This window comes from Chitinophaga varians (assembly GCF_014529945.1).
Classification (GTDB): domain Bacteria; phylum Bacteroidota; class Bacteroidia; order Chitinophagales; family Chitinophagaceae; genus Chitinophaga; species Chitinophaga varians.
In genome coordinates, this window is sequence record NZ_JACVFB010000005.1 from 214,672 (window position 1) to 237,454 (window position 22,783).

The 22,783-nt window shown below is 47.7% G+C and carries 17 protein-coding genes; 4 read left to right on the forward strand and 13 right to left on the reverse strand.

Annotated elements, in window-relative coordinates; all coding sequences use genetic code 11:
- Positions 1 to 18: 18 nt before the first annotated feature.
- From ICL55_RS24400 to ICL55_RS24450, 11 genes are all read right to left on the reverse strand, one after another.
- Entirely contained in the window at positions 19 to 3,300 is a 3,282-nt protein-coding gene (locus tag ICL55_RS24400; RefSeq protein WP_188102375.1) for a TonB-dependent receptor, read from the reverse strand.
- A gap of 221 nt (positions 3,301 to 3,521) precedes the next feature.
- Positions 3,522 to 4,496, reverse strand: a complete 975-nt coding sequence (locus tag ICL55_RS24405) for a FecR family protein (protein WP_188102377.1) — start codon at positions 4,494 to 4,496, stop codon at positions 3,522 to 3,524.
- Between the two features lie 54 nt (positions 4,497 to 4,550).
- Positions 4,551 to 5,117: an RNA polymerase sigma factor gene (locus tag ICL55_RS24410; protein WP_188102379.1), complete on the reverse strand. Its 567-nt coding sequence runs from the start codon at positions 5,115 to 5,117 to the stop codon at positions 4,551 to 4,553.
- A 61-nt stretch (positions 5,118 to 5,178) separates the two neighbouring features.
- Positions 5,179 to 5,571, reverse strand: a complete 393-nt coding sequence (locus tag ICL55_RS24415) for a hypothetical protein (protein ID WP_188102381.1) — start codon at positions 5,569 to 5,571, stop codon at positions 5,179 to 5,181.
- A 63-nt stretch (positions 5,572 to 5,634) separates the two neighbouring features.
- Positions 5,635 to 6,384 (reverse strand): hypothetical protein, encoded by a 750-nt coding sequence (locus ICL55_RS24420; protein ID WP_188102383.1) that lies wholly within the window; start codon positions 6,382 to 6,384, stop codon positions 5,635 to 5,637.
- Positions 6,385 to 6,431: 47 nt separating this feature from the next.
- On the reverse strand, positions 6,432 to 7,058 hold the full coding sequence (locus ICL55_RS24425) for a rhomboid family intramembrane serine protease (RefSeq protein WP_188102385.1): 627 nt from the start codon (positions 7,056 to 7,058) through the stop codon (positions 6,432 to 6,434).
- 33 nt (positions 7,059 to 7,091) lie between these two features.
- Positions 7,092 to 7,964 carry an RHS repeat domain-containing protein gene (locus ICL55_RS24430; protein ID WP_188102386.1) on the reverse strand — a complete coding sequence of 291 codons (873 nt, stop codon included), beginning with the start codon at positions 7,962 to 7,964 and terminating at the stop codon, positions 7,092 to 7,094.
- A 132-nt stretch (positions 7,965 to 8,096) separates the two neighbouring features.
- Positions 8,097 to 8,543 carry a 50S ribosomal protein L9 gene (rplI, locus tag ICL55_RS24435; RefSeq protein ID WP_078668864.1) on the reverse strand — a complete coding sequence of 149 codons (447 nt, stop codon included), beginning with the start codon at positions 8,541 to 8,543 and terminating at the stop codon, positions 8,097 to 8,099.
- Positions 8,544 to 8,549: 6 nt separating this feature from the next.
- Positions 8,550 to 8,825: a 30S ribosomal protein S18 gene (gene rpsR / locus ICL55_RS24440; RefSeq protein WP_078668863.1), complete on the reverse strand. Its 276-nt coding sequence runs from the start codon at positions 8,823 to 8,825 to the stop codon at positions 8,550 to 8,552.
- A gap of 5 nt (positions 8,826 to 8,830) precedes the next feature.
- Positions 8,831 to 9,181, reverse strand: coding sequence for a 30S ribosomal protein S6 (gene rpsF, locus ICL55_RS24445; RefSeq protein ID WP_211092553.1), 351 nt, complete (start codon positions 9,179 to 9,181; stop codon positions 8,831 to 8,833).
- Positions 9,182 to 9,385: 204 nt separating this feature from the next.
- Positions 9,386 to 12,673, reverse strand: a complete 3,288-nt coding sequence (locus ICL55_RS24450; RefSeq protein WP_188102388.1) for a T9SS-dependent choice-of-anchor J family protein — start codon at positions 12,671 to 12,673, stop codon at positions 9,386 to 9,388.
- Positions 12,674 to 12,942: 269 nt separating this feature from the next.
- Between ICL55_RS24450 and htpG the strand changes: the two genes are divergently transcribed.
- A complete protein-coding gene (gene htpG, locus ICL55_RS24455) occupies positions 12,943 to 14,775 on the forward strand; it encodes a molecular chaperone HtpG (protein ID WP_188102390.1) in 1,833 nt (610 codons plus the stop codon).
- Between the two features lie 254 nt (positions 14,776 to 15,029).
- Positions 15,030 to 15,788 (forward strand): carboxylesterase family protein, encoded by a 759-nt coding sequence (locus ICL55_RS35605; RefSeq protein WP_223151582.1) that lies wholly within the window; start codon positions 15,030 to 15,032, stop codon positions 15,786 to 15,788.
- Between the two features lie 92 nt (positions 15,789 to 15,880).
- On the opposite strand, the gene recJ is transcribed toward ICL55_RS35605, so the two are convergent.
- Together recJ and ICL55_RS24470 are read right to left on the reverse strand one after the other, a co-directional pair.
- A complete protein-coding gene (recJ, locus tag ICL55_RS24465; protein WP_188102394.1) occupies positions 15,881 to 17,587 on the reverse strand; it encodes a single-stranded-DNA-specific exonuclease RecJ in 1,707 nt (568 codons plus the stop codon).
- Positions 17,588 to 17,725: 138 nt separating this feature from the next.
- Positions 17,726 to 18,691, reverse strand: coding sequence for a polyprenyl synthetase family protein (locus tag ICL55_RS24470; protein WP_188102397.1), 966 nt, complete (start codon positions 18,689 to 18,691; stop codon positions 17,726 to 17,728).
- A 499-nt stretch (positions 18,692 to 19,190) separates the two neighbouring features.
- Between ICL55_RS24470 and ICL55_RS24475 the strand changes: the two genes are divergently transcribed.
- Together ICL55_RS24475 and ICL55_RS24480 are read left to right on the forward strand one after the other, a co-directional pair.
- Positions 19,191 to 20,555, forward strand: a complete 1,365-nt coding sequence (locus ICL55_RS24475; protein ID WP_188102399.1) for an OmpA family protein — start codon at positions 19,191 to 19,193, stop codon at positions 20,553 to 20,555.
- Between the two features lie 169 nt (positions 20,556 to 20,724).
- Positions 20,725 to 22,680, forward strand: coding sequence for a KUP/HAK/KT family potassium transporter (locus tag ICL55_RS24480; RefSeq protein ID WP_188102401.1), 1,956 nt, complete (start codon positions 20,725 to 20,727; stop codon positions 22,678 to 22,680).
- Positions 22,681 to 22,783: the final 103 nt, after the last annotated feature.

Genomic DNA, 22,783 nt, shown 5'->3' on the forward strand with positions numbered 1-22,783 from the left:
TTTCGGTTAACCGATAGATTATAAAGTCAGGTTTACGCCAATGTTTACGCTGCGCTGCTGCGGATAATACCCACGGGTATCAGAAGGTACCTCCGGATCGAGTCCTTTCAGTTTGGAGAAAGTCAACAGGTTGGTACCGGCTACGTATATACGTGCCTGTTGTATACGTGCTTGTTTCATCCATGCTGCGGGAAGCGTATATCCGATGTTGAGGCTACGCAGTTTAAGGTAGCTGGCATCGCGCAGCCAGAAAGAAGAGGCTTTCAGGTTGTTGGCGTTACCATTGATAACAGGCCGGGGGAACTCAGCGCCACGGTTGTCGGGAGTCCAGTAGTCCAGCATGTAAGTCATAGGGTTGGAGATATTGAAAAAAGGATAAGCTAATTCTGCGCTGATGTAGGTATTGAAGTTGGTAGCTCCCTGCCACAGCATACTGATGTCGAAACCATTCCAGGAAGCGCCAAGATTGAGCCCATACACGACTTCCGGCACTTTGCTGCGACCAATCACGGTGCGGTCCAGGTCATTGATAATCCCGTCGCCATTGATATCGGCATACCGGATGTCGCCGGGCTTAGGCTGGAAGTTGTATTGTTTGGGAGCGTTTTTGATTTCATCTTCACTCTGGAATAATCCCATCGCTACCAGACCGGTGTATTGATCGAAGGGGCGTCCTGTTTGCCGTAGCGACTCCTGGATATTGGCCGCTTCGTCCATAAAGATCACTTTGTTGCGGGCGAAAGTAAAAGTACCACGGGCATTGTAATTTACTTTTCCGATACGGTTTTCATGACCTATTTCCACTTCAAATCCGTGGTTGTCTACAATGCCTACGTTCTGGAAGGGCAGCTGTTCTCCGAAAGTACCGGGAACGGAAGCTGTCCTGGGGCGAAGGATATTGCTGGTGCGTTTGTAGAAATAGCCCGCATCCAGTGTCAGCAGTCGGTTCCACAAGGAAGTTTCGAAGCCGATATCTGTGGTGGTGGCAATTTCCCAGCCGATGGATTTGTTAGGATAGCCTGCTGAAAAAATGCCATTGTAAGGTTTCCCATCAATGATATAAACAGATGTGATCCCCTGGCCTGAGCCGGCATAGTAGGATGGCAGGTATTGGAAAGCCCGTACGCTGTCGTTTCCCAGCTGGCCGAAGGAGGCTTTTATTTTCAGGTAATCAACGGTGCGTACATTGTTTTTGAAGAAGTTTTCTTCTGACACTACCCAGCCGGCGGATACGCCCGGGAAGAAGCCCCAGCGTTTATCACTGGCAAAACTCAGCGAGCCGTCATAGCGGAAGGTGGCTGTCAGCAGGTATTTGTGTGCATAGGCGTAGTTGAAGCGACCGGCCACCCCTGCACGGGAATAAACGTCTGCCGTTCCGTCGTTGTTTAAACCGCTTTTAGAGCCGGCAAATAGCTCATCGAGCAGTGGGCTGTCAAACTGCTCACGGTATGCCTGCATTTTGTCCATGCGGTAGTTGTAGGTTTCATACAGCAAGGTTCCGTCTACATCATGTTTGCCAAAGGAACGGATGTAATTCACGATCGCCTGTGTGGTAATGCCTGCCTGCTGTTCGGAGTTTTGAGTCAGGTTGATATTACCGGCGCGGGTAATTTTATCATACTCTTTTGTAGACGTATTGTACTTGTAATAGGAATACGGTGTGGAGAACTGTTTTTCGTATAACATTCTTTTATCGTAAGCCGCTACACCTTTGATAGACAGTCCTTCTACACCGGGAACGGTATATTTCAGCGCAAAATTACTTTGGAAAGTGTTCCAGTCCTGTTGTCGGTGACCGCTTTCTGTTGCGTCCAGCATAGGGTTACGGCCTCCGGTAGTTCCGCCCGGCAGACCATTGGGATAAAAATTTGCATCCAGTGGAGATGCCCGCACGATGGTGTTGAAAATAGTGCCGGGATCTAAGCCGGGGCCTGTGCGGCGTTCGAGGCGGCCTGCGAGGTCTATGGAAGCCAGGAGGTGTTTGCCGATGTTGGCATCCACATTGGAACGGATATTATAACGTTTGTAGTTGGTGGATTTGTACAATGAGTTTTGGTCCAGATAACCGATGGACACGTAGTATTTGGCTTTATCATTACCACCTCTCACACTCAGGTCATGCTGCGTTTGCATGGCGGCATTGTTCATGGTGGTTTTCCACCAGTCGGTATTGGCCAGGCCCCTTAAGGGATCGGGGTTATTACGGATGGTGTTGATCTCTTCTTCGGAATACCGGGCTGGTTGTCCGTTAGCGGCTAAACCGGCGTTGTACATCTCTGCGTATTGCACGCCATTCAGTTGTTTCATCCGGATAGTGGGTTGCTGATAACCTACGTATCCGTTGTAGGAAATGGTAGGGACCCCGCTGGTACCACGTTTGGTGGTGATCAGCATAACGCCGTTGGCAGCTCTGGAACCGTAGATAGCGGCAGAAGAGGCGTCTTTCAGGATGCTGATCGTTTCGATGTCTGCCGGATTCAGCTCACTGAAGCTGCGTTGTATACCATCTACAATGACAAGCATGTTGTTGTAGCCGAAAGTGCTTTTCCCCCTGATGCTGAGGGATGCGCCGTCATTACCAGGCTCTCCGCTGTTTTGCCGCGCAATGATGCCGGGTGCCCGCCCGGCCAGTGTGTTGGACAGGTTGGCGGCAGGCATGGACCGGATATCTTTCCCGCTGACGGTCGCTACGGAACCGGTGAGACTGGCTTTTTTCTGGACGCCGTAACCTACTACAATTACTTCACTCAGGCCTTTGGTATCATCGGTTAATACGGCATCTATGGTAGTTCTGTTGTTAACAGGAATAACCATTTGTTGATAACCAATATAGGTAAAAACAAGGTTGGCGGTGCCGGGCGCTTCCAGTTTGAACTCGCCGCGTTCATTGCTGATAGTGCCTTTGCCGGTTTTATCCACTTTGATGCTTACGCCAATTAAAGGAGTACCATTCTTATCGGTTACTTTTCCCTGTACCATCAGCTCCTGTATAACTGTATTTACAGGAGCAATCACAATGAGGTCATTTTTCAACAAACGGAATGTAAGGCCGGTATTGCTTAATACGGTGGATAGTACAGTTTCCACCGGTTCATCATTTACGTTGACAGATACGGTAAGATCAGGTGCGATGGCGTCGTCATTGTATACAAAGCGACAGTTGGTTTTTTTCTCTACCAGTTTCAACAACTTCATCAGCTTAACTTCAGATACATTGAGTGTGATCCTGGAGCGCTGTGAATAGGCGGTGGCAGATACCTGCAGGCAGGTGATCAGTGTTATAAAGAACGATAATTTCATTAGAATGATCGTTTTAAGGATCAGGAAGGGAAAGGAAGTCCCCTCATGAAAAAAACTCCTTGATTTTTTCATACATTTAGAAAACTTTTGGTCAATAAAAAAGCAACAGGTCCCTGTCCGCCAAGAGAGGAGTCCTGCAACTGTTGATCAGAGGTAGGGGAGATGTGTCTGCATTTCCCCTTTTAGTTTGTTCACTGTGGTAATCAGGTCATAAGTGGTGTTTACTTGGTGATAAAAATGTCTTGCTGGTTTATCTGGTAATGGAAAGGAGCGGACAACTGCAGTGCTGTCAGCGTTTGGTCCACTGTTTCATTCTCAAAGATGGCGGTGAATAGCAGTTTTTTCAGTGATGGGTCCTGGATATGGATATTTACACCATACCAGCGTTCCATCTTTACAGCGATTTGTTCAAATGTTTCGTGACTAAATACCAGCTTGTTTTCTCTCCATAAAGTTTCATTGAGCGTGCTGTCTTGGTTGGCTACACTGTTTTTTACTTCATAGACTGTCGTCGGATGTTGTTTGGATGATGATGTATGCAGTATAATTTTTTCGTTGGGCCGTAAGCGTATTTTGGAAGACTCCTGTTCCCGCAGGGTGATTTCTACTGCGCCGCTTACCAGCAATGTTTCATCTGATACGTCGTTTTTATATGCTTTTACATTAAAGGTGGTGCCTAATACGGTGATGTCCATACGCTCGGTATGGATAACAAATGGATGTGCCGGATTTTTTGCCACATCGAAGAAAGCTTCTCCTTCCAGTGATACGGTTCTGTCATCTCCCGGATAGCAGGTAAGTTTACTTTTTTTATTCAGCCATACCGCGGTACCATCAGGCAGGCGGCGCTGGATAATGCTGGCATCAGCGCTGATGAAGGTAGACTGGTGTTGGTAGCGGTAAACGATTCCCCAGGTACTGCCGGCGATGAGCGCTACGACTGCTGCGGCCTTAAACCATGGCCGCAGGTAGAAAGGTTTACGTATAGGTGTTACCGGAGCAATAGCCTGCCAGCCCGCTGCTTTTAGCGCAGCAGCTTCCGGTGTTCCCGGCAAGGCATCGGTTTTCTCCCCGGATATATCCAGTTCATCATACCATTTCCTGATCTGGTTTATTTCCGCTTCAGTACACTGGTTGCGGCTATATTTTTCCAGCAACAACAGTAGCTGGTCGTTGTTGAGCGCATTGTTTTCCATAACTCGTTAGTAAAGGGTCGATTGAAAGAGGAGGATATACCAGATGAAAAAAAATTATTTTTCCCGGCGGGAAAAAAGGTAAGTATGGGCCAGTTTGTTCCGCAGCCGGGCCAACGCATTGCTGATCTGGTTTCTGACGGTTTGTTCGGAGATGTTGAGCTGACTGGCAATTTGAGCAGCACTCATGCCTTTATCACGGCTGAGCAAAAATACTTCCTGCATTTTGACAGGCATCGCCTGCACTTCCTGCTGCACCAGCGATTCCAGCTCCCGGAACTGAACGGTGTCTGTTACCGGATAATGACGCTCGTCCAGTGCTTCCAGATATTGTTGATAATAGTTGATCCGTACCGCCCGGCCGCGATAGTAATCAATAATTTTGTAGTCCAGCGCTGTCAACAGATAATTTACGAGGGTGGACCTCAGGGTAAGGGTATGACGATTCTTCCAGAGATACGCAAAAATCTCCTGAAGTATGTCTGAGATATCTTCGGTAGCGTGGATTTTCCTGAAAGCGCGGCTGTAAAGCAAATCCCAATGCCGGTTGTACAGGATCCGGAAGGCATCTTCTTGATTCTGTTGCAACGCAGACACCAGTGCTTTATCTGACCAATCCTCCAATTAGGTTACTTTTCGTACAAACATAACAAAGTTCATTGGCTTTATTTAGAGAGAAGTACGCTTAGTAATACAATTGTGATAAAACATTTGTCTCATCAAATGTTTTGGGTTTCAGTCCCATAAACTCAGTGTATTGGGTAAGGGTGAGCAGGGGTTTAAGTCTGTTATGCAGCCCGTTCTGCATGCTGTTGAGCTTTGTCGTATAGGCCTTTTGGTTGGACTGTTGCAGTGGCAGGATGTTTATTTTCTGTTGCAGATAAGAGGTGACAATGGTGAGCAGCTTGGGCTTTTGTTGTTCGGTGAGAAAAAGAGATTTGTCCAGTTTGGAGACAATAGAGTTGGCTGTTCCATCCACATTCATGGTAGGCGCCTGTGACAGTCCGAAGTTGGCAGCGGCGTTTACGGTGTAGCAAACAACGGCTGCCAACATCAGGAGAAAGAATACTTTTTTCATACGCAGAGGATCGATTTTGGTTACGGTCATTAAATATACTAAATAGGCCGTAACATCGATGCGCTATTGCATCACCAGTTTCACATAACGTTTGCGGTCGTGCGCAATGTCTTCATGAGTCTGGTAAATGGCAATCAGTGTGTTATTATCCACCCATCGAACCTCATCAATTCCGTATTCAGTCAGTTCGGGCGCTCCGACCAGCCGAATGTTTTTGTTATTGATTTCAAACAATTGAAATCCGTTGGGATTAAAACCGGCTTCTATGTCCATGCTGGGGCAGAGGAAGTATTTCTTATCGGGGGAAATAATGGGGGCTGTCCAGGTATACAGGGTATCGCCATTTTCCGGATTGAGCAGTTCAAATCCGTCTGCTTCATAATAGGTAGCGAAGATACCGTGCCGGTGTAATGCGGGATAGTAGCCTGCATAGCTATAGCGTACATAACCATCATCATCTTCTGAATTATCGGTGCGTATTTTCTGTTCTCCGTTAGCCAGGTGAAACTCCAGTTGCTGGCCTACACGTTTTACATCCGTGTTTTTGGCAAGGGCATTTGTTTCGGAGGTGTCGCCTGAAAGTTGATAAGCCGGGTATTGTTCATAGGTAGCCTTGTCAATAAAGGATACCAGGAATTTTTTGTTGCCCGCCTGTATGGTATCGATATATCCCGACGCGGCGCTGGTATTGGCTTCCGGCTTAACACTGTCACGGGCAGCCTGGGTGCTGTCGGTAACGGATTGTTTGCCGCTGTTGTTACACGAATATATCAGGTGAACAAACACCATCAAAAATAGGATCCTTTTTATCATAGTACGGAATTTAGGAATACAAATGTAGGTAATTATCATAGGTAAAATTACCTGTTGGGTAAACGTAAGCCGTCTGCTTCGGTAAGGGTAAAATAATAGGCATAACCTGTCAGCATACCACTGAGAAACCCTGCCAGATGCGCGGCATTGTCGATGTCCTGTGAGAAGCCGGCCACCAGGAAATTCAACAGGATAAACAGGCTGATATAACCGAGAAAATTATGACGGGCAGCAGGAGGAAAGAGGCGGGTGGTGAGCAGCGCGAAAAATACGCCATAGATGCCGAAGATAGCGCCGGAAGCACCTACGCCCACCATGTTGCGGTGAAACAGGACGCTGGCATAATCGGCTATCAATCCGGTTATCAGGTAAGCGATAATGAAACGGAGCGGTCTGATCACCCGCTCCAGAAAAACGCCGGCAATAAAGAGCCCTGTCATGTTGGTCAACAAATGCCACCAACCGGCATGTAAAAACATACTGGTGAGCAGGCGCCAATATTCACGATGGCCTACCGTCAGCGGCCAGTAATTGGCCCCCCAGTGTAATAGCTGCTCTCCATTGCCCCACCAGAGATTCATGCCGGCCATCACTGTCAGGATATACACCAGCACATTGGCAGCTATCAGCAGTAGGGTAACAGGCATCTGTCTGAATAGGGTACGTTTATACATCCGTTAAAAGTTACGGATAATTCCCGAATAGACTTATTGATAGATATAATCGAGGTTAACCTGTGTATCGGAGCCCAGTTTCGTATATCCTTCCGAATGGAGATGTACGGTTGCCCGCTGTGGATATCCGTCCTTATAGGCATAAAAGAACTGCACAGTGGTATTACGATGGTATTGCTGCGAGGTGTTTTTGTAAACAGCGGTTTGTTCTTCGTCCATCTTTATCAGGGTAGGATTATTGGTACTCACCGGCAACAGGAAAGTGGCCAGATTGGGCAGCGGTGTTGGTGACAGCACCGGAGCAATACCAGGACCTAATACCAGCTGATTGGCCAGCGGCCGGAGGGGATTGATGGTATCATCCCATTCAAACCGGGCGGAGCGTACATAAAAACCGGTGTCCTGATGTCTGCCGACGAGGGTGTCAGTACAAATGTTTTTCCAGTTGGGATTACCATTGGTATAGTTCCAGCTCATGGCCTGTGAAGAGTCGATGTATTTCAGGGCAGCAGGCATGCCTTTTTTCCAGGTGAGGCGGGCCAGGCGCAGCGGGGTGTTGTCTGCCCCGTAATACTGCACTTCTGTGATATTGCCGGTATCGTCCCAGGCATTGACGGTGGCCTTTTGTACGATCGTTTTCTGTTGATGGCTTTCGTCTGCCGATTCCATGCAGGTGAGGCGATGGCGGCTGTCGTAGGTAAAGGTGGTGACGTTGGTGTCCTGATCGCTATAGTGTTTCACCAGTTTAATAAGATGCCCGGCCGAATCATACTGAAAAGAATACTGCGGGATGTTGTCGCCGTGTATGGTAATGGCAGTCAGGCGTACAGGTGCCTTCTTCGCCTTGTGGGTACCGCAGGCCGTAAAAAGAATGGGTATCAGCAAACAGTAAAGGTATTTTCTCATACAAATGGTGGAAATAGATGATGTATGAAAATACTAATAAGATTTGAGTTTTTCAGCGGTGGTAAACGACAAAAAAAATCCCGGACTGTCACCAGTCCGGGAAATATTTTATTCCGGTTGTCCGGAGAAATACTACTCAGCTACTACTTCAAACTCCATTTCGGTTTCGTTGCCTTTACCGAAATCCAGGCGTGCTTTGTAAGTACCTAATTCTTTAACATCATCCAGGATGTGGATGCGGCGACGGTCAATTTCGTAACCTTTCTGTTCTTTGATCGCACGGGCAATCTGAACACCAGTAACGCTACCGAAGATTTTACCGGAAGTACCGGTTTTAGCGCCGATTTTAACAGGAGAAGCTTTCAGCACTTCCACCACTTTCGCGATTTCAGCCAGCAGTTTCTCTTCTTTCACTTTCTGCACTTTCAGGCGTTCCTGCAGTTGCTTCATGTTGGAAGGACTTGCTTCTACCGCGAATTTCTGCGGAATCAGGAAGTTCCTGGCGTAACCATTCTTTACGTTAACCAGTTCATTCTTCTGACCCAGGTTATCTACGTCTTGTATTAAGATAATTTGCATAACTTCTTACTTTAAAAGGTCAGTAACATAAGGCAATAAAGCCATTTGACGAGCTTTCTTAATAGCCTGGGCTACTTTACGCTGAAATTTCAGGGAGTTACCTGTGATACGGCGGGGCAACATTTTACCCTGGTCGTTCAAAAATTTCTTCAAAAACTCACCGTCTTTGTAATCTACGTACCTGATGCCCATTTTCTTGAAACGGCAGTATTTCTTCTGACGTTTCTCGGTTTTTACGGCTGTTAAGTACTTAATTTCTTGTTTTTTCGGTTTAACTGCCATAATAATTAAGCTTCAGTGGTTTTAGATTCTGCATTTACACCATGTCTTTTGCGGTTGTTGTACTCAACAGCGTGTTTGTCGAGCGCAGTGATCATGTGGCGTAATACATTTTCATCACGGTTAAGCTGGATTTTCAGCTTCTCATTGAGGTCGGATGGCGCACTGTATTCCAGAACCAGGTACATGCCTGTAGTCTTTTTCCGGATAGGATACGCCAGTGATCTTAATCCCCAGGGATTTTCGTGCGTTACATTTCCGCCGTTCTCTTTAACGAGGTCAGCGAATTTTTTCTGAGCCGCTTTGTATTCGTCTTCAGAAAGCACAGGGGTAAAGATCACCATCAATTCGTAGTTCATAATTCCCTGTTTAAATGGTTTTAAATAAAAAAAATTGGAGTGCAAAGATACAGAACTATTGATAATTTCCACGTTCTGTTGACTTTTAATCCCTAAATATCTTGCCTTTTCTCTTCCTTAATGTATAAGTAACTGTAAATCAAAAAGAAAAAAGCCGCCCCAGCTGACTGGAACGGCCTTTTTAAGTATCAAAATATCAAAATGTTACCGGTTGATCACAATCTTCGTTACCTGTACATCCAAACCCGACTGAATCCTCAGGAAATAAACACCCGCCGGCAACTGGCTCACATCCAGCGCCCTGGTATTTTGACCCTTGATCAGGGTAGTTTGTTCCTGATGACGAACTCTTCCCTGCATATCTATCAGCTGTATGGCGGCAGGACCGTTCTTGCTCCAGTCGATCCAGTATTGCAACTGATGGCCCAGGATACACCACCATAACCGCAGCCACAGATCTTTTCCGGTCAGCATGACCGTTTTCACCGGACTATATTTGATGCTGCCATCCAGTCCCTGATATTTTATCCGATACAGGGCAATGCCTGGCCATGGTGACTCATCATACCAAAGATATTGATGTGCCTCCCCGGTTGTACCATGGGCGGCCACAGTGTCTACCGGGGCAAAATGTATCAGGTTACGGGAACGCTCTATCACAAAGGAACCACTATTGATTTCATAAGGTGTGTTCCAGCTCAGTTGCACTTTGCCACCATCCACTTTGGCGTCGAAGCTGTTCAGCGGCAACGGATTAGCCAAAATGCGAAGATCATAACGGCTCAGCACCGGATAGTGGTCGGTGGTGGTAGAGCTGTAGCTGCTCACCAGCTGCTGCACCTGCTGCATTACTTTGGCAGAGGCCGGCAGGTACGCCACCCCGGTTTCGTCAGATCCGATTACGTTGTCGATCACGGAAGAGAAACTGGCGGTAGAACGCTCCCCCGCAAGGCTCAACGGTAAGGTCAGCGGCTTGTAATGCAGGGTGTCGTTCATAAAATCAATATAAGAGGTTGTCGTGTCCGGCGCTCTTTCTGTGGTAATGGTCCGCGCCAGATCATCGTTAAAGTCACCCAGCATGATCAGGTTATTATAAGGATACTGCGCATCCAGGGTGTCTTTCAACTCTTTGGCGCCGTTTTTCCGGCGGTCCCACGAAACCAGCTTCTCCGCTTTGGTACCGGTATTGGCCTTGGCATGCAGCAGTATAAAGTTGATACGGGCAGAGTCATTATCCAGTTTGGCGGTAGCCTCCATCAGATAAGGGAAGCGGCCGGACGACCAGTTATAATAGGCGTTGCTGCTGCCACCCTGACGCAATACGCCATAGGTGCGTATTTTACGGATCACGGATGTTTTATAGACAAATGCCAGTTTTTGTGCCAGCGCATAATCCACGTCGGTAACACTATCGGCATAAGAACTAAAATCTGACATGACATAGCTGTAGCCGGGCAACTGGCTAACGACCGCCCGGAAGCGGGCGGTGTCCACCACTTCTGCCAGTGCGAAAATATCGGCATCCAGATATTGCAGGATGCGGGTCACATTGGCCTGCTGCAGACTGTCATTGGCAGGGTTTTGCACCGGACTGCCAAACCATTCTATGTTCCAGTTCACTACTTTCAGGGAACGGAGGGAAGTACCGCTCAATCGGATATGGCTGTCGGCAAAGCCGGGCGCGTTGAATGCCAGGGTGCCGTTGTACGCAGTGTTGGCGGCGGTAGGTGTAAATTTCACCCACACCTGCTGCGGACCGGCGCTGAGCGTGGCCAGCGGAATAGTCAGTTGTGTGCTGTAGTAATTGCTGTCGGCAGATAAGCGGAAACCAGCCGGCGCATTGATTTGCAGGTCACCGGTAAAGTCGTTGGCCCAGTAGCTGACCTGCTGTGGGGTGGACTGCTGTCCGGATTTTACATAATCAAAGTCGATGGCTGCCGGGCTGCTCGTAAGGGTCGGTGCCGGCGCAGCGGTGGTATCTTTTACGCTGAAGTCGTCGACCGTCCAGCGCGCTGCCTGCTGCGTGGGAGAGGAGGTATATACAAAGGCGACGTATACGTTCGCTCCTTTGTAACCCGCGAGGTTGATGCCCTGACTGGTAGTCCAGACGTCACTGCCGGTTGCGGGAAAGCGACCGTTCAGCGTATGCCATGTGGCATTGCGGGGATCGCCGCTGCCGCTATAGTCGGTAGATACGCGCAGCGCAAGACCCGGACCGGTAAATGCAGTGCGACTGCTGAAACGTAGCAGGGGTACCTGGAAACCGCTCAGGTCAAAGGCCGGTGATATCAGCCAGTCTTCATTGTCCTGGGCGCCGCCACTATAACCGTTGATTTGTACGCCGTTACTGTTATTTTGTCCGAAAGTAGTGCAGGCCCATGTCTGTGCGCCGGTTACACTGTATTGCGTAAAGCCGCCGCTCAGGGTGGTGCTGCCTGTGGGCGCACAATTGTTAAAATCGAAGCTCAGCTGTTGTGCGCCAGTGCTGAAATGCCACTGGCTACTATCGGTAATGCCGGCAAAGACATTGCCGGAAAGGTCCTTCACCAGCGCGCTGTCGGCAGTGATATAATAAGTGCTGTAGGGACGCAGTATTTTATTCAGCGTAAGCTGATTATTGTTAATGCTCAGCGCCGGGTGACCAATAGCGAAAGTATCGGTATGTCCGTTGCTGCTGTTGTGCAGATAAAGGCTGCCCTGACTGGCGGCAACGTTTTCACTGAAGGTAATCTGCAGTGGCGTGGAGGGTGATACATCAACTGATTGATTGGCTGGCGCCAGGCTGTTGATAGTGGGGGGCGTGAAGTCGCCGCCGGCGCCTTCCACGGAGATATTGTCTGCCGCAAAGGAAGGTCGTGAGCCGCCGCCGCTGATCTGCCGGTTTACCCAGCGCAGCTGCACCAGCGGCTGGTTGTTACAGGCTGCCGGCAGGATGATGCTGATATGCTGCAGCTGTTGCGGTTGCGTGATACCAGAGCCTGTCTGCGTAATGGTGTTGTTCTGGTAGGTGGTGCCGCTGATATTAATGAAACTACCGGTATCGCCTATACGATATTGCAGTCCCATTTCATTGATGCGGGTGTTAGTGGTGCCATCGTACGGATTCCTGATGGTCATGGCGTCGTAGCTGACCGTGACATTGATCTGGCCGCTGGTGTTAACGGCAAGCACCAGTGAATTGTCTACCGAGCCGCTGTTCAGAAAGCCCAGCTTACCGCTGTAGTTGTATACGCCATTGGCCGTGCCGGAGGCGCTGCCGTTGGGCGTCAGTGCCTTATCGGCAGAAGGGGCGGCAGTGTTGAAGTTACTGCCGGGAGCGCCGCTCAGCGTCCAGCCCTGCCATCCGTCAGGATACACGGTGGAAGAGGCCGACAAAGCGTCAAAATTCTCCTGGTAAGGCAGCAGTCGCGGCTGCGGCTGACTTTGCGCCGAAACACGATGACTGTAAATAAGGCTCAGTAAAAGAAAAAGATAGCGTAAAGGTCTACTCATAGATTAGATTTAAAATGAAAGAGGGGTATCAGATTCAGTATTTTGGTAATCTAAATCTACTAAATTGCGGCCGCCTGAAAATGTTTTTATATGATTTATATGTTAATTTAGGGAGATTTATAATATTATTTTTTTATCGAATGTTGTTGTGGCTGTGATGACTGCTGTTGTATATCGGGCAAAATTTTATACGAAGATTGACATCTTGTCAGCTATCACCCGGCTGGCATATCGTTTGAAAAAAGTGAACAGAAAAAAATCAGATATCAATGCAAAAAGGAGCAATACGTGTTCAAACGGAGAACATTTTCCCCATCATCAAAAAATTCCTCTACTCAGACCATGAAATCTTTATCCGCGAACTGGTAAGCAACGCGGTAGATGCTACACAGAAGTTGAAAACCCTGGCCAGCGTTGGTGAATTCAAAGGAGAACTGGGCAACATAGACATTGAAGTAAGACTGGACAAAGAAAAAAAGACGATCACCATCGCCGATCATGGCGTGGGCATGACTGCTGAAGAAGTAGATAAATACATCAACCAGGTAGCTTTTTCGGGTGCGGAAGAGTTTCTGAAGAAATATAAAGGCCAGGAAAACGGGACCAACATCATTGGTCACTTTGGCCTTGGTTTTTACTCATCTTTCATGGTGAGCAGTAAAGTGGAAATCTTCTCCAAATCGTGGAAAGATGGCGCTGCGGCTGTACGCTGGGAATGCGACGGTAGCCCGGAATATGAACTGGAAGAAGTAACCAAGGAAGAAAGAGGTACTGAGATTGTGATGCATATCAACGAGGAAAGTGAAGAATTCCTGGACGAAGGCCGCATCCGTTCTATCCTCACCAAGTTCTGTAAATTCCTGCCGGTACCGGTTAAATTTGAAGGCCAGCAGCTCAACAATACAACACCTGCCTGGACTAAAAAGCCAAGTGAACTTACCACGGAAGATTACCAGAACTTCTACAAAGAATTATATCCCTTTGCAGAAGCACCGCTGTTCTGGATCCACCTCAATGTGGATTATCCGTTCAATCTCACCGGTATCCTCTATTTCCCCAAAATTACCAAGAGCTATGAAATACAGAAAGATAAAATCAACCTGTATTCTAATCAGGTGTATGTGACCGATGAGGTGAAAGATATCGTACCGGAATTCCTGATGTTGCTGCATGGTGTGATCGACAGCCCGGACATCCCGCTGAACGTAAGCCGCAGCTACCTGCAGGGCGATCCGAACGTAAAGAAAATCAATGCCCACATTACCAAAAAAGTAGCGGACAAACTGGACGAAATGTTCCGTAACGACCGTAAAGGTTTCGAAGAGAAATGGGAGTCCATTGGCCTGTTCGTGAAATACGGTATGATGACCGATGAAAAATTCATGGACAAAGCCAACAAATTCCTCGTACTTGAAAACGTGGATGGTGGCACTTTCTATACCCGCGAAGAATATAAGACTGCCGCCGAAGCGCTGCAAACCAATAAGGAAGGCAAACTGGTAATCCTCTACGCTACCAATCCGGTGCAGCAGGACAGCTATGTTCAGGCCGCCAAAAACAAAGGTTTTGTAGTGGTTAAAATGGAAACATTGGTGGATTCAGCTTTCATCAGCAACATCGAAGCGAAATGGGAAAACGTACAGTTTACCCGCGTAGATGCGGATATCGCCGATAACCTGATCGACAAGGACGAAAATAACAACACCGTCCTCACTGCTGATCAGGAAGGCAAACTGAAAGAGATCTTCACCGCACAGGTAACACAGCCCAACATTAAAGTGGAACTGAAAGGCCTGAATGCTGAATCGCAGCCGGTAATTGTTACCCGTCCTGAATTCATGCGTCGTATGAAAGATATGGCCAGCATGGGCGGCGGCGGTATGAGCTGGTACGCTGCCATGCCAGACGAAATCAATATGACTGTCAACGCCAATCACCCGGTATACCTGAATATCCTGGATGAAAAAGACAATGCATTACAGGAAAAACAAGTGAAGAACCTCGCTGATCTGGCCCTGCTGTCTCAAAACCTGCTGACAGGCGCCGATCTGACCGCCTTCGTTAACAGAAGCGTGGAATTGATGGCCAATGCAAAAAAATAATATGTCAAGATAAGGTGAAGTAACATTCTTTCTTTTTTTCACTGAATTCTCACTTCCTTTGTAAGCGTTCAACCCAATTTGGAGATAACCTTATACTTATAAAGCAGTCCCCTGGCAGCCATGCCAGGGGACTTTTAGTTTACTGTAGTTATATGAAAAAAAGAAAGATTGTCATTTTGAATTATGTATTAGTCGTTGGGCTATTTGCTTTGTTTGCCTGTTCTAAGTCATCTGACGTTGCTCCAAATCCATCCGTGACACCGCCTCCCACGGCGCAACCGCCGAAAGACACCGTCAAACAACCGCCGAAGGATACTACCGGTTTGCCACCGAAAGACACTGTCAAACAGCCACCGGTGGAGGTCCCGTTACCCGCCCCTGCCTCCTTTATCGTGGAAGCTGTCAACACGAACGGTCCCAACATCACCCAGTATTTGCTTTATTTACCGGATGGTTATAACGTTGATGAATCCTATAAATGGCCGGTCGTGATTTACCTGCACGGTCAGGCGGGTATTGGTACTGATATCAGTGTGTTGAAAAATTCGTCGCTGCCCAGAATGGTGAATGGTCAGCCTTTTGTGATGATCGCGCCGCAATGCCGCACCAGCTGGTGGAATATGGACGCACTGGAATTATTTTACAAAGCAGTGATCAGCAAATATCGTGTTGATCCTAACAGAATATATCTCGCCGGTGCAAGTATGGGCGGTATGCAAACGTGGGACTGGGCAATGCTGCATCCGGAGCGGTTTGCGGCCCTGGTGCCGGTTGCCGGCCGGGGAAATGTAAAATTGGCGATCAATATTAAAAACATACCGGTATGGGCTTTCCACTCAACGAATGACGAAGTCGTTGGTGTGGCCGGTTCCCGGGACATGATAAAAGCGCTGCGTGACCTGGGCGGTCCCAACATAAAATACACAGAATATGCCACCGGCGGGCACGATGCCTGGACGCGTGCCTTTACCACAGCAGAATTGTATACATGGCTGCTGGCACAAAAGAAATAACGCACGAACGATATTTATCCTTGCAAACCCATCAAACAAAAATCCCCGGGCAGTGACCCCGGGGATTTCTAATGATATAAAGGCGTCAGGCGTTAATTCGAAGCTCTGATGTCAATGACTTTCAATTGCAGGCTGGTTTGGCCGTTCCATTCGTTTTCATCGATATTGAATACCATATCGAATGGTTTTTTGCTGGTGACGATGGGGAATTTGTCGGCCATATAAAACCCGATCCCTGAAAGGGTAGGGCCGGTGCGACCTTGTTTCACCGAAAATTTGATATGTTCTTCCTTCACCAGTTTGGAGTAGCCGGTATCGGTAATGTTCCGCGCCAGAAAAACAGGCCGCAGGTTATCCGGTCCCAATGGCTCAAACTGTTTGAGGATATTATAAAACGCATTGTTGATATCACTGAAATAAATCTCGGTATCGATCACTATTTCCGGAACAAGCTGGTCTGGCCTGATACTGTTGGCCACTACTTCTTCAAAGCGTTGCTGGAAAGCAGGTACATTTTCCGGTTTAAGGGTCATGCCGGCTGCATAAAAGTGGCCGCCGTAGTTCACGAGCAGGTCTTTGCACTGGTGAATGGCTTCATATACATTGAAACCCGTAACGGATCGGGCAGATCCTGCCACCACGTCATTGGATTGTGTGAGGATGATGGTAGGGCGGTAGTAGTATTTGTCGATCAGTCGTGATGCCACGATGCCCACCACGCCTTTATGCCAGTGTGCCTGATACAAAACCGTTGATTTTCTGCGGCTTACCGATTCATCATTTTGCAGCAGGGAAACAGCTTCCTGTGTGATGGTATTGTCTATTTCCTTCCGGTCGAAGTTGTCGGCGTGTAATACCGCAGCGATGGCGGCTGCCTTTTCCTCGTCATTTTCTATAAACAGGTTGACGGCCTTGCGGGCGTCGTCCATGCGGCCGGCCGCATTTACGCGGGGGGCGATGACAAATACGAGATTGGAGATGGTAAGCTGTTCTTTCAGTTCGCTGAGGGTGATCAGTGCTTTGATGCCTGGTAAGGGGCTGCTGTTCACCTTTTTCAGTCCATGAAAAGCCAGGACCCTGTTTTCCCCCGTCATAGGAACGATGTCTGCTGCGATGCTGGTGGCTACCAGATCGAGGTATTGATTCGCTTCTTCGATGGGGATGCCTCTTTTCTGGGCGAAGGCGCAGATCAGTTTGTAGCCGATACCGCAGCCGCTTAGTTCTTTATAAGGATAGGGACAGTCGTATTGTTTGGGATTCAGAATGGCCACAGCCGGGGGGACTATCGCATCGGGCAGGTGATGGTCGCAGATGATGAAGTCGATTCCCATGTCTTTGGCCGCTGAGATCAGTTCTACTGATTTGATGCCGCAATCCAGCGCGATAACGAGGCTGAAGTCATTGTCACGGGCATAAGCGATGCCTTCCGTAGAAATACCATATCCCTCCCGGTACCGGTGTGGGATATAAAACTCGATATTATTGTAGAGTTTGTGTAGAAAAGCGTACACAGTGGCAACAGCCGTACAGCCGTCCACATCATAATCGCCGTAAATAAGTATTTTTTCGTGGCGGAAAAATGCCAGTTCAATGCGGGAGATGGCTTTGTCCATATCCTTCATCAGCCAGGGATCATGGAGATCATCGAGAGTGGGGCGAAAAAACTGGCGGGCAGCCTCATAGGTATGTACATGCCGTTGTACCAACAGCCGGCACAGCAAAGGATGTATGCGGAGCGAGGATTGAAGTGCTTTTTCCTGGTTTGGTTGATATGCTTTGACTGTCCAGCGTTTTTGCATTATGTTGTCAGGTAAGAGGAACCGTTTTAAAAGTGAAAAATGTAAAATAATAATGTAAGTGGTAATGGCTGGCGGTTTTCGCGAGCATTATTACAGCTACAGTTTACATTTATTATTTTACATTTTTGCTTTTTTCTTCTAAAATGTTCTGTCGGTGGTGAATCTTACCAGTGATTCCAGGCCGTTCCGGATATCGTTTTGCGGGAACTTGTGCAGGATCGCGAGGGCTTCATCGCGGTATTCCAGCATTTTTTGTTTGGTATAGTCAATTCCGCCGGAAGCTTTTACCAGCTGGATGACTTCTTCCACGCGGTCTTTTTCCGTATTGTGATTTTTAACGATGTTGATGATTCTCCGCCGTGTTTCAGGAGTGGCATGTTCGAGCGTATAGATCAGCGGAAGGGTCATTTTCTTTTCGCGGATATCGATGCCGGTGGGTTTCCCGATTTTGGCAGAGCCATAGTCGAAGAGGTCGTCCTTGATCTGGAAGGCGATGCCCACTTTTTCACCGAACAGCCGCATTTGTTCCGTGGCGTGGTCGTCGTTGCTGGCGCTCCATGCGCCGGCAGCGCAGGCGGAGGCCAGGAGGGAGGCTGTTTTGCGCCGTATGATCTCAAAGTAAATATCTTCCTTGATATTCAGTTTTCTGGTTTTTTCGATCTGGAGCAGTTCCCCTTCGCTCATTTCCTTTACCGCTTCGGAAAGGATTTGCAGGGAACGGAAGTCGTTGTTGTTTAATGACAGCAAGAGCCCTTTGGACAGTAAATAGTCGCCCACCAGAACAGCTATTTTGTTTTTCCATAATGCGTTAATGGAAAATAATCCCCGGCGCTGGTTGGCGTCATCTACCACATCATCATGCACCAGGGTGGCAGTGTGCAGTAGTTCCACGAGCGCAGCGGCCCGGTAGGTGCTTTCCCCGATTTCCTGACTGAAAAGCCGGGCAGACAGCAGTACAAACATCGGTCGGATCTGTTTCCCTTTCCGCTTTACAATGTAATGCATGATCCGGTCCAGTAATGGCACGTGGCTTTTTACTGAATCTGCGAATTTGCCTTCAAAATCCTGTAATTCCTTACCTATCAGTTGCTTGATATCGTCCATGTATAAAATAAAAAGGATTGCTAAGCTAGGTTTTAAATGGGAAACTTTAACATTTTGGCCTTTAATTTGTATATGAAGTATAACATTCCTTTAACACAGGTGAAGGATTCTTTTAACAAGGGCTAAACAATACTTTAACTTAACGTGGAAATAAGGTATATAAATACTTTCAGTTAAGCTCTAATATTGAAGCACTTATCAATGAAAATAATATTGCAAGAAAAATTTGTATATTCATTTATGATATTTACCTTTGCTAGGTAAAAAACGGGTTATTAGTAAATTTTTAACAGTTTTTAAATAAAACACAATTATGGCAAGCAAAAAGTACTTATTACTGGCAGGCGCTGTGGGTTTACTATCAGCATCTACCGGTTTTGCACAGGTTCAACCAACCGGCTATGATGCATTGGATTCTTCCAAAGTGTCAGGCAAGCGGTTGGTACAACAAAATAACTTCCTGAACCATCAATCTAATTTCCCTGCTAAACCTAGGGATATGTGGGAACTTGGTCTTTCTGGCGGTTTACACCTGATCAGCGGAACCGTTCCGGCTCAACCAGGTTTTGGTGGTGGTATCTCCCTGAGAAAAGCACTGGGTCATACCTTCTCACTGAGAGCTGAGTACATCGGTTCTATCGACAAAGGACAAGATTACAAACTGCGTCCTGCTATCGCAGCAGCTGGCAACCCTTGGGCAGCAACTGCAGCTAGAAACGGCGGTATGATCGTTCCTAACTACCGTTCTCAGAACCATCAGCTGTCTTTGGACGTGATCGCTTCTCTGAGCAACATCCTGTTCTACAGAGCAGAACCTAAAGTTAACTGGTACGTACTGGCAGGTTACTCTATCGTAGCTGCTGACGTTGACGTTGACGCTCTGGACGGTAACGGTAATGGTTATGACTACTCTGGCATCAACTTCGGTGCTAAACGTAGCGACATCAGAAAACAACTGAACAACCTGAGAGATAAAAAATACGAGCAAAATGCTCCTTCTCAGGGTAACAGAATCTCCATCGGTCGTAACGACGACAACCAGCTGATTCGTCACGCGCTGGACGTTGGTACCGGTGTTGCTTTCAAAGTTTCCAAACGTTTCAACATTGGTATTGAAGAGAAAGTAACGATGCCTTTTGACGCTTACCTGGATGGTTATCCTGGTCCTGGCGGTTCTTCAAAAGACTTCTACTCTTACACCAGCGTACGTCTGAACTTCAACCTGGGTAACGCTTCTAAACGCGTACAGCCACTCTGGTGGATCAACCCGCTGGAATACGCTTACAGCGAGCTGAGCAACCCTCGTCACATGAAACTGCCTACTCCTGTTCTGCCTGATGCTGACGGTGATGGCGTTACTGATCAGTTCGACCGCGAACCTAACACTCCTGCAGGTGCACCAGTTGATTCTCACGGTGTAGCTAAAGATACAGATGGTGACGGCGTTCCTGATTACAAAGACAAACAACTGATTACTCCTACTTACTGCCAGCCAGTTGACGCTGACGGTGTTGGTAAATGCCCGGATCCTGAGTGCTGCAAAAACCAGCCTGTAGCTGCATCTTGCGGTTCCCTGGTTCTGCCTAGCGTTTCCTTCAAAGGTGCTTCTACTAAAGTAGGTCGTGATCAGGAAGCTATCCTGGCTTCTGTTGCCTCTACCCTGAAAGCTAACCCTTCTTGCAACGTGCTGGTTACTGGCCACGCAGGTGCTAAAGGTAAAAAAGGTGGTGTTGACCTGAGCAGCCGTCGTGTTGACTCTGTGATCGACTACCTGGCTGACAAACAAGGCATCGACCGCGGTCGCTTCATCAAACAAAACACTCCTGGTGAATCCGGTACTGTTGACTTAGCTCCTGCTAACTAATCAGTTCCATCTCACTAAGATGAATAATTAAAAAAAGCCTCTCCCAGTACAACGGGAGAGGCTTTTTTAATGCCAACTACCCCCAATCAACCTCTTCCACTGTCACCTTTTTATTGCTGGTCTCAATATTTACTCCTAATTTTGGAGGCTTTTTTAAAAATTTTTCTTCGTGGGCATAAACATTAACAGGGTATCCCTGGCAGGTTTAGTAGTAGCGCTGGGTATCATCTACGGCGACATCGGAACTTCTCCGCTCTATGTTTTTAAAGCCATTGTTGGCGGTAATCCCATCAGCGATCTCCTCGTTATCGGCGGTATCTCCTGTATCATCTGGACGCTGACCCTACAAACTACTGTTAAATACGTTATTCTTACCCTCCGGGCAGACAATAAAGGCGAAGGAGGCATCTTCTCCCTGTACGCCCTTGTCAGACGACATGCCAAATGGACGGTAATTTTTGGCATGATCGGTGGCGCTGCCCTCCTGGCAGATGGCATCATTACACCGCCTATCACCGTCACCTCTGCCATCGAAGGTCTCCGTACCCTGGAGGTATTTAAAGACCTCAGCCAACTCACTATCGTAAAAATCGTATTGACCATCATCACCGGCCTGTTCATCATGCAACAGTTCGGGACCGTGTCTATCGGCCGCATGTTCGGGCCTATCATGGTATTATGGTTCTCTATGCTGGGCATTCTCGGCATCTCCCATATTACAGACGATTTGGGTATTCTCCGGGCCTTCAGTCCGCATTACGCCATCGAATTGCTGACGACCTACCCGAAAGGATTCCTCATCCTCGGCGCCGTATTCCTCTGTACTACAGGGGCTGAAGCGCTTTACTCCGACCTGGGCCACTGCGGCCGTGGTAACATCCGCGTATCCTGGATTTTCGTGAAATCCTGCCTGGTACTGAACTACCTCGGGCAGGGCGCCTGGCTCCTGAGCCAGAAAGGACAAATCCTGCCTAAAGACCAGAACCCGTTCTTTATGATCATGCCGGAATGGTTTATCATCTTCGGTGTACTGATCGCTACACTGGCATCCATTATCGCCAGCCAGGCATTGATATCCGGCTCCTTTACCCTCATCGCGGAAGCGATGCGGCTCAACCTCTGGCCTAAAATGCGGGTAAACTATCCCACTGAAATGCGCGGACAGCTCTATATCCCCGGTATCAATACCATGCTTTTTGTAGGCTGCGCGGCCATCGTGATCCTCTTCCAGGAATCTTCCCATATGGAAGCGGCCTACGGGTTGTCCATCACCATCTGTATGTTGATGACCTCCTGTCTGTTTGCCTTTTACCTTTATACGCGAAGGGTCTGGACCGGCTGGATACTATTATATCTCATCGTATACCTTTCTATCGAATTCTCGTTCCTGTTCGCCAACCTTGTTAAGTTTATGCATGGTGGTTACGTGACTGTAATTGTGGCAGGAGCCCTCTTCCTTGTGATGATCGTATGGTTCAAATCCCGCAAGATCAAAAACCGCTACGTGGAATTTGTACGGCTGGAAGATTATCTCCCTATTATCCAGGAACTCAGCAATGACACCACTATTCCCAAATACGCCACCCATCTGGTGTATATGAGCAGTGCCGACAATCCCAAGGAGATAGAACATAAAATCATCTATTCCATCCTCAATAAAAAGCCGAAAAGAGCCGATATATACTGGTTTGTACACGTAGATGTGGTAGATGAACCTTATCTCAGCGAATACTCTGTTCAAACCATTATACCCAACGAAGTCATCCGCGTGGAATTCAGACTGGGCTTTAAAGTGGAACAGAGGATCAACCTGATGTTCAGAATGGTGGTGGAGGACATGGTAAGAAATAAGGAAGTGAATATCACCAGTCGCTACGAATCCCTCAGCAAAAACAATGTGGTAGGCGATTTCCAGTTTATTGTCATGGAGAAATTCCTTTCCCACGATAATGACCTGCCATTATATGAAAGAATGGTGATGAAGATGTATTTCTTCCTGAAGAAAATCAGTCTGTCAGAAGAAAGAGGCTTTGGACTGGACTCCAGTTATGTGACTATTGAGAAATACCCGCTGGTAGTGGCTCCGGTCACCAACCTGCAATTAAGACGCATTATTCACCACTAATCATTTGAGAATTTTGATATTTTGATATTTGGATATTTATGACTCGAAAATCCCGGTTTTTTTTAAGATCTTGGAAGTCATGGATTTTGTACTGAGTTTGGGC

Excerpts from the sequence above, each read along its gene's own strand:
- ICL55_RS24400 (WP_188102375.1), bottom strand. The coding sequence starts at position 3,300 with ATGAAATTATCGTTCTTTATAACACTGATCACCTGCCTGCAGGTATCT.
- ICL55_RS24405 (WP_188102377.1), bottom strand. The coding sequence starts at position 4,496 with ATGGAAAACAATGCGCTCAACAACGACCAGCTACTGTTGTTGCTGGAA.
- ICL55_RS24415 (WP_188102381.1), bottom strand. The coding sequence starts at position 5,571 with ATGAAAAAAGTATTCTTTCTCCTGATGTTGGCAGCCGTTGTTTGCTAC.
- ICL55_RS24420 (WP_188102383.1), bottom strand. The coding sequence starts at position 6,384 with ATGATAAAAAGGATCCTATTTTTGATGGTGTTTGTTCACCTGATATAT.
- ICL55_RS24425 (WP_188102385.1), bottom strand. The coding sequence starts at position 7,058 with ATGTATAAACGTACCCTATTCAGACAGATGCCTGTTACCCTACTGCTG.
- ICL55_RS24430 (WP_188102386.1), bottom strand. The coding sequence starts at position 7,964 with ATGAGAAAATACCTTTACTGTTTGCTGATACCCATTCTTTTTACGGCC.
- rplI (WP_078668864.1), bottom strand. The coding sequence starts at position 8,543 with ATGCAAATTATCTTAATACAAGACGTAGATAACCTGGGTCAGAAGAAT.
- rpsR (WP_078668863.1), bottom strand. The coding sequence starts at position 8,825 with ATGGCAGTTAAACCGAAAAAACAAGAAATTAAGTACTTAACAGCCGTA.
- rpsF (WP_211092553.1), bottom strand. The coding sequence starts at position 9,181 with ATGAACTACGAATTGATGGTGATCTTTACCCCTGTGCTTTCTGAAGAC.
- ICL55_RS24450 (WP_188102388.1), bottom strand. The coding sequence starts at position 12,673 with ATGAGTAGACCTTTACGCTATCTTTTTCTTTTACTGAGCCTTATTTAC.
- htpG (WP_188102390.1), top strand. The coding sequence starts at position 12,943 with ATGCAAAAAGGAGCAATACGTGTTCAAACGGAGAACATTTTCCCCATC.
- recJ (WP_188102394.1), bottom strand. The coding sequence starts at position 17,587 with ATGCAAAAACGCTGGACAGTCAAAGCATATCAACCAAACCAGGAAAAA.
- ICL55_RS24470 (WP_188102397.1), bottom strand. The coding sequence starts at position 18,691 with ATGGACGATATCAAGCAACTGATAGGTAAGGAATTACAGGATTTTGAA.
- ICL55_RS24475 (WP_188102399.1), top strand. The coding sequence starts at position 19,191 with ATGTGGGAACTTGGTCTTTCTGGCGGTTTACACCTGATCAGCGGAACC.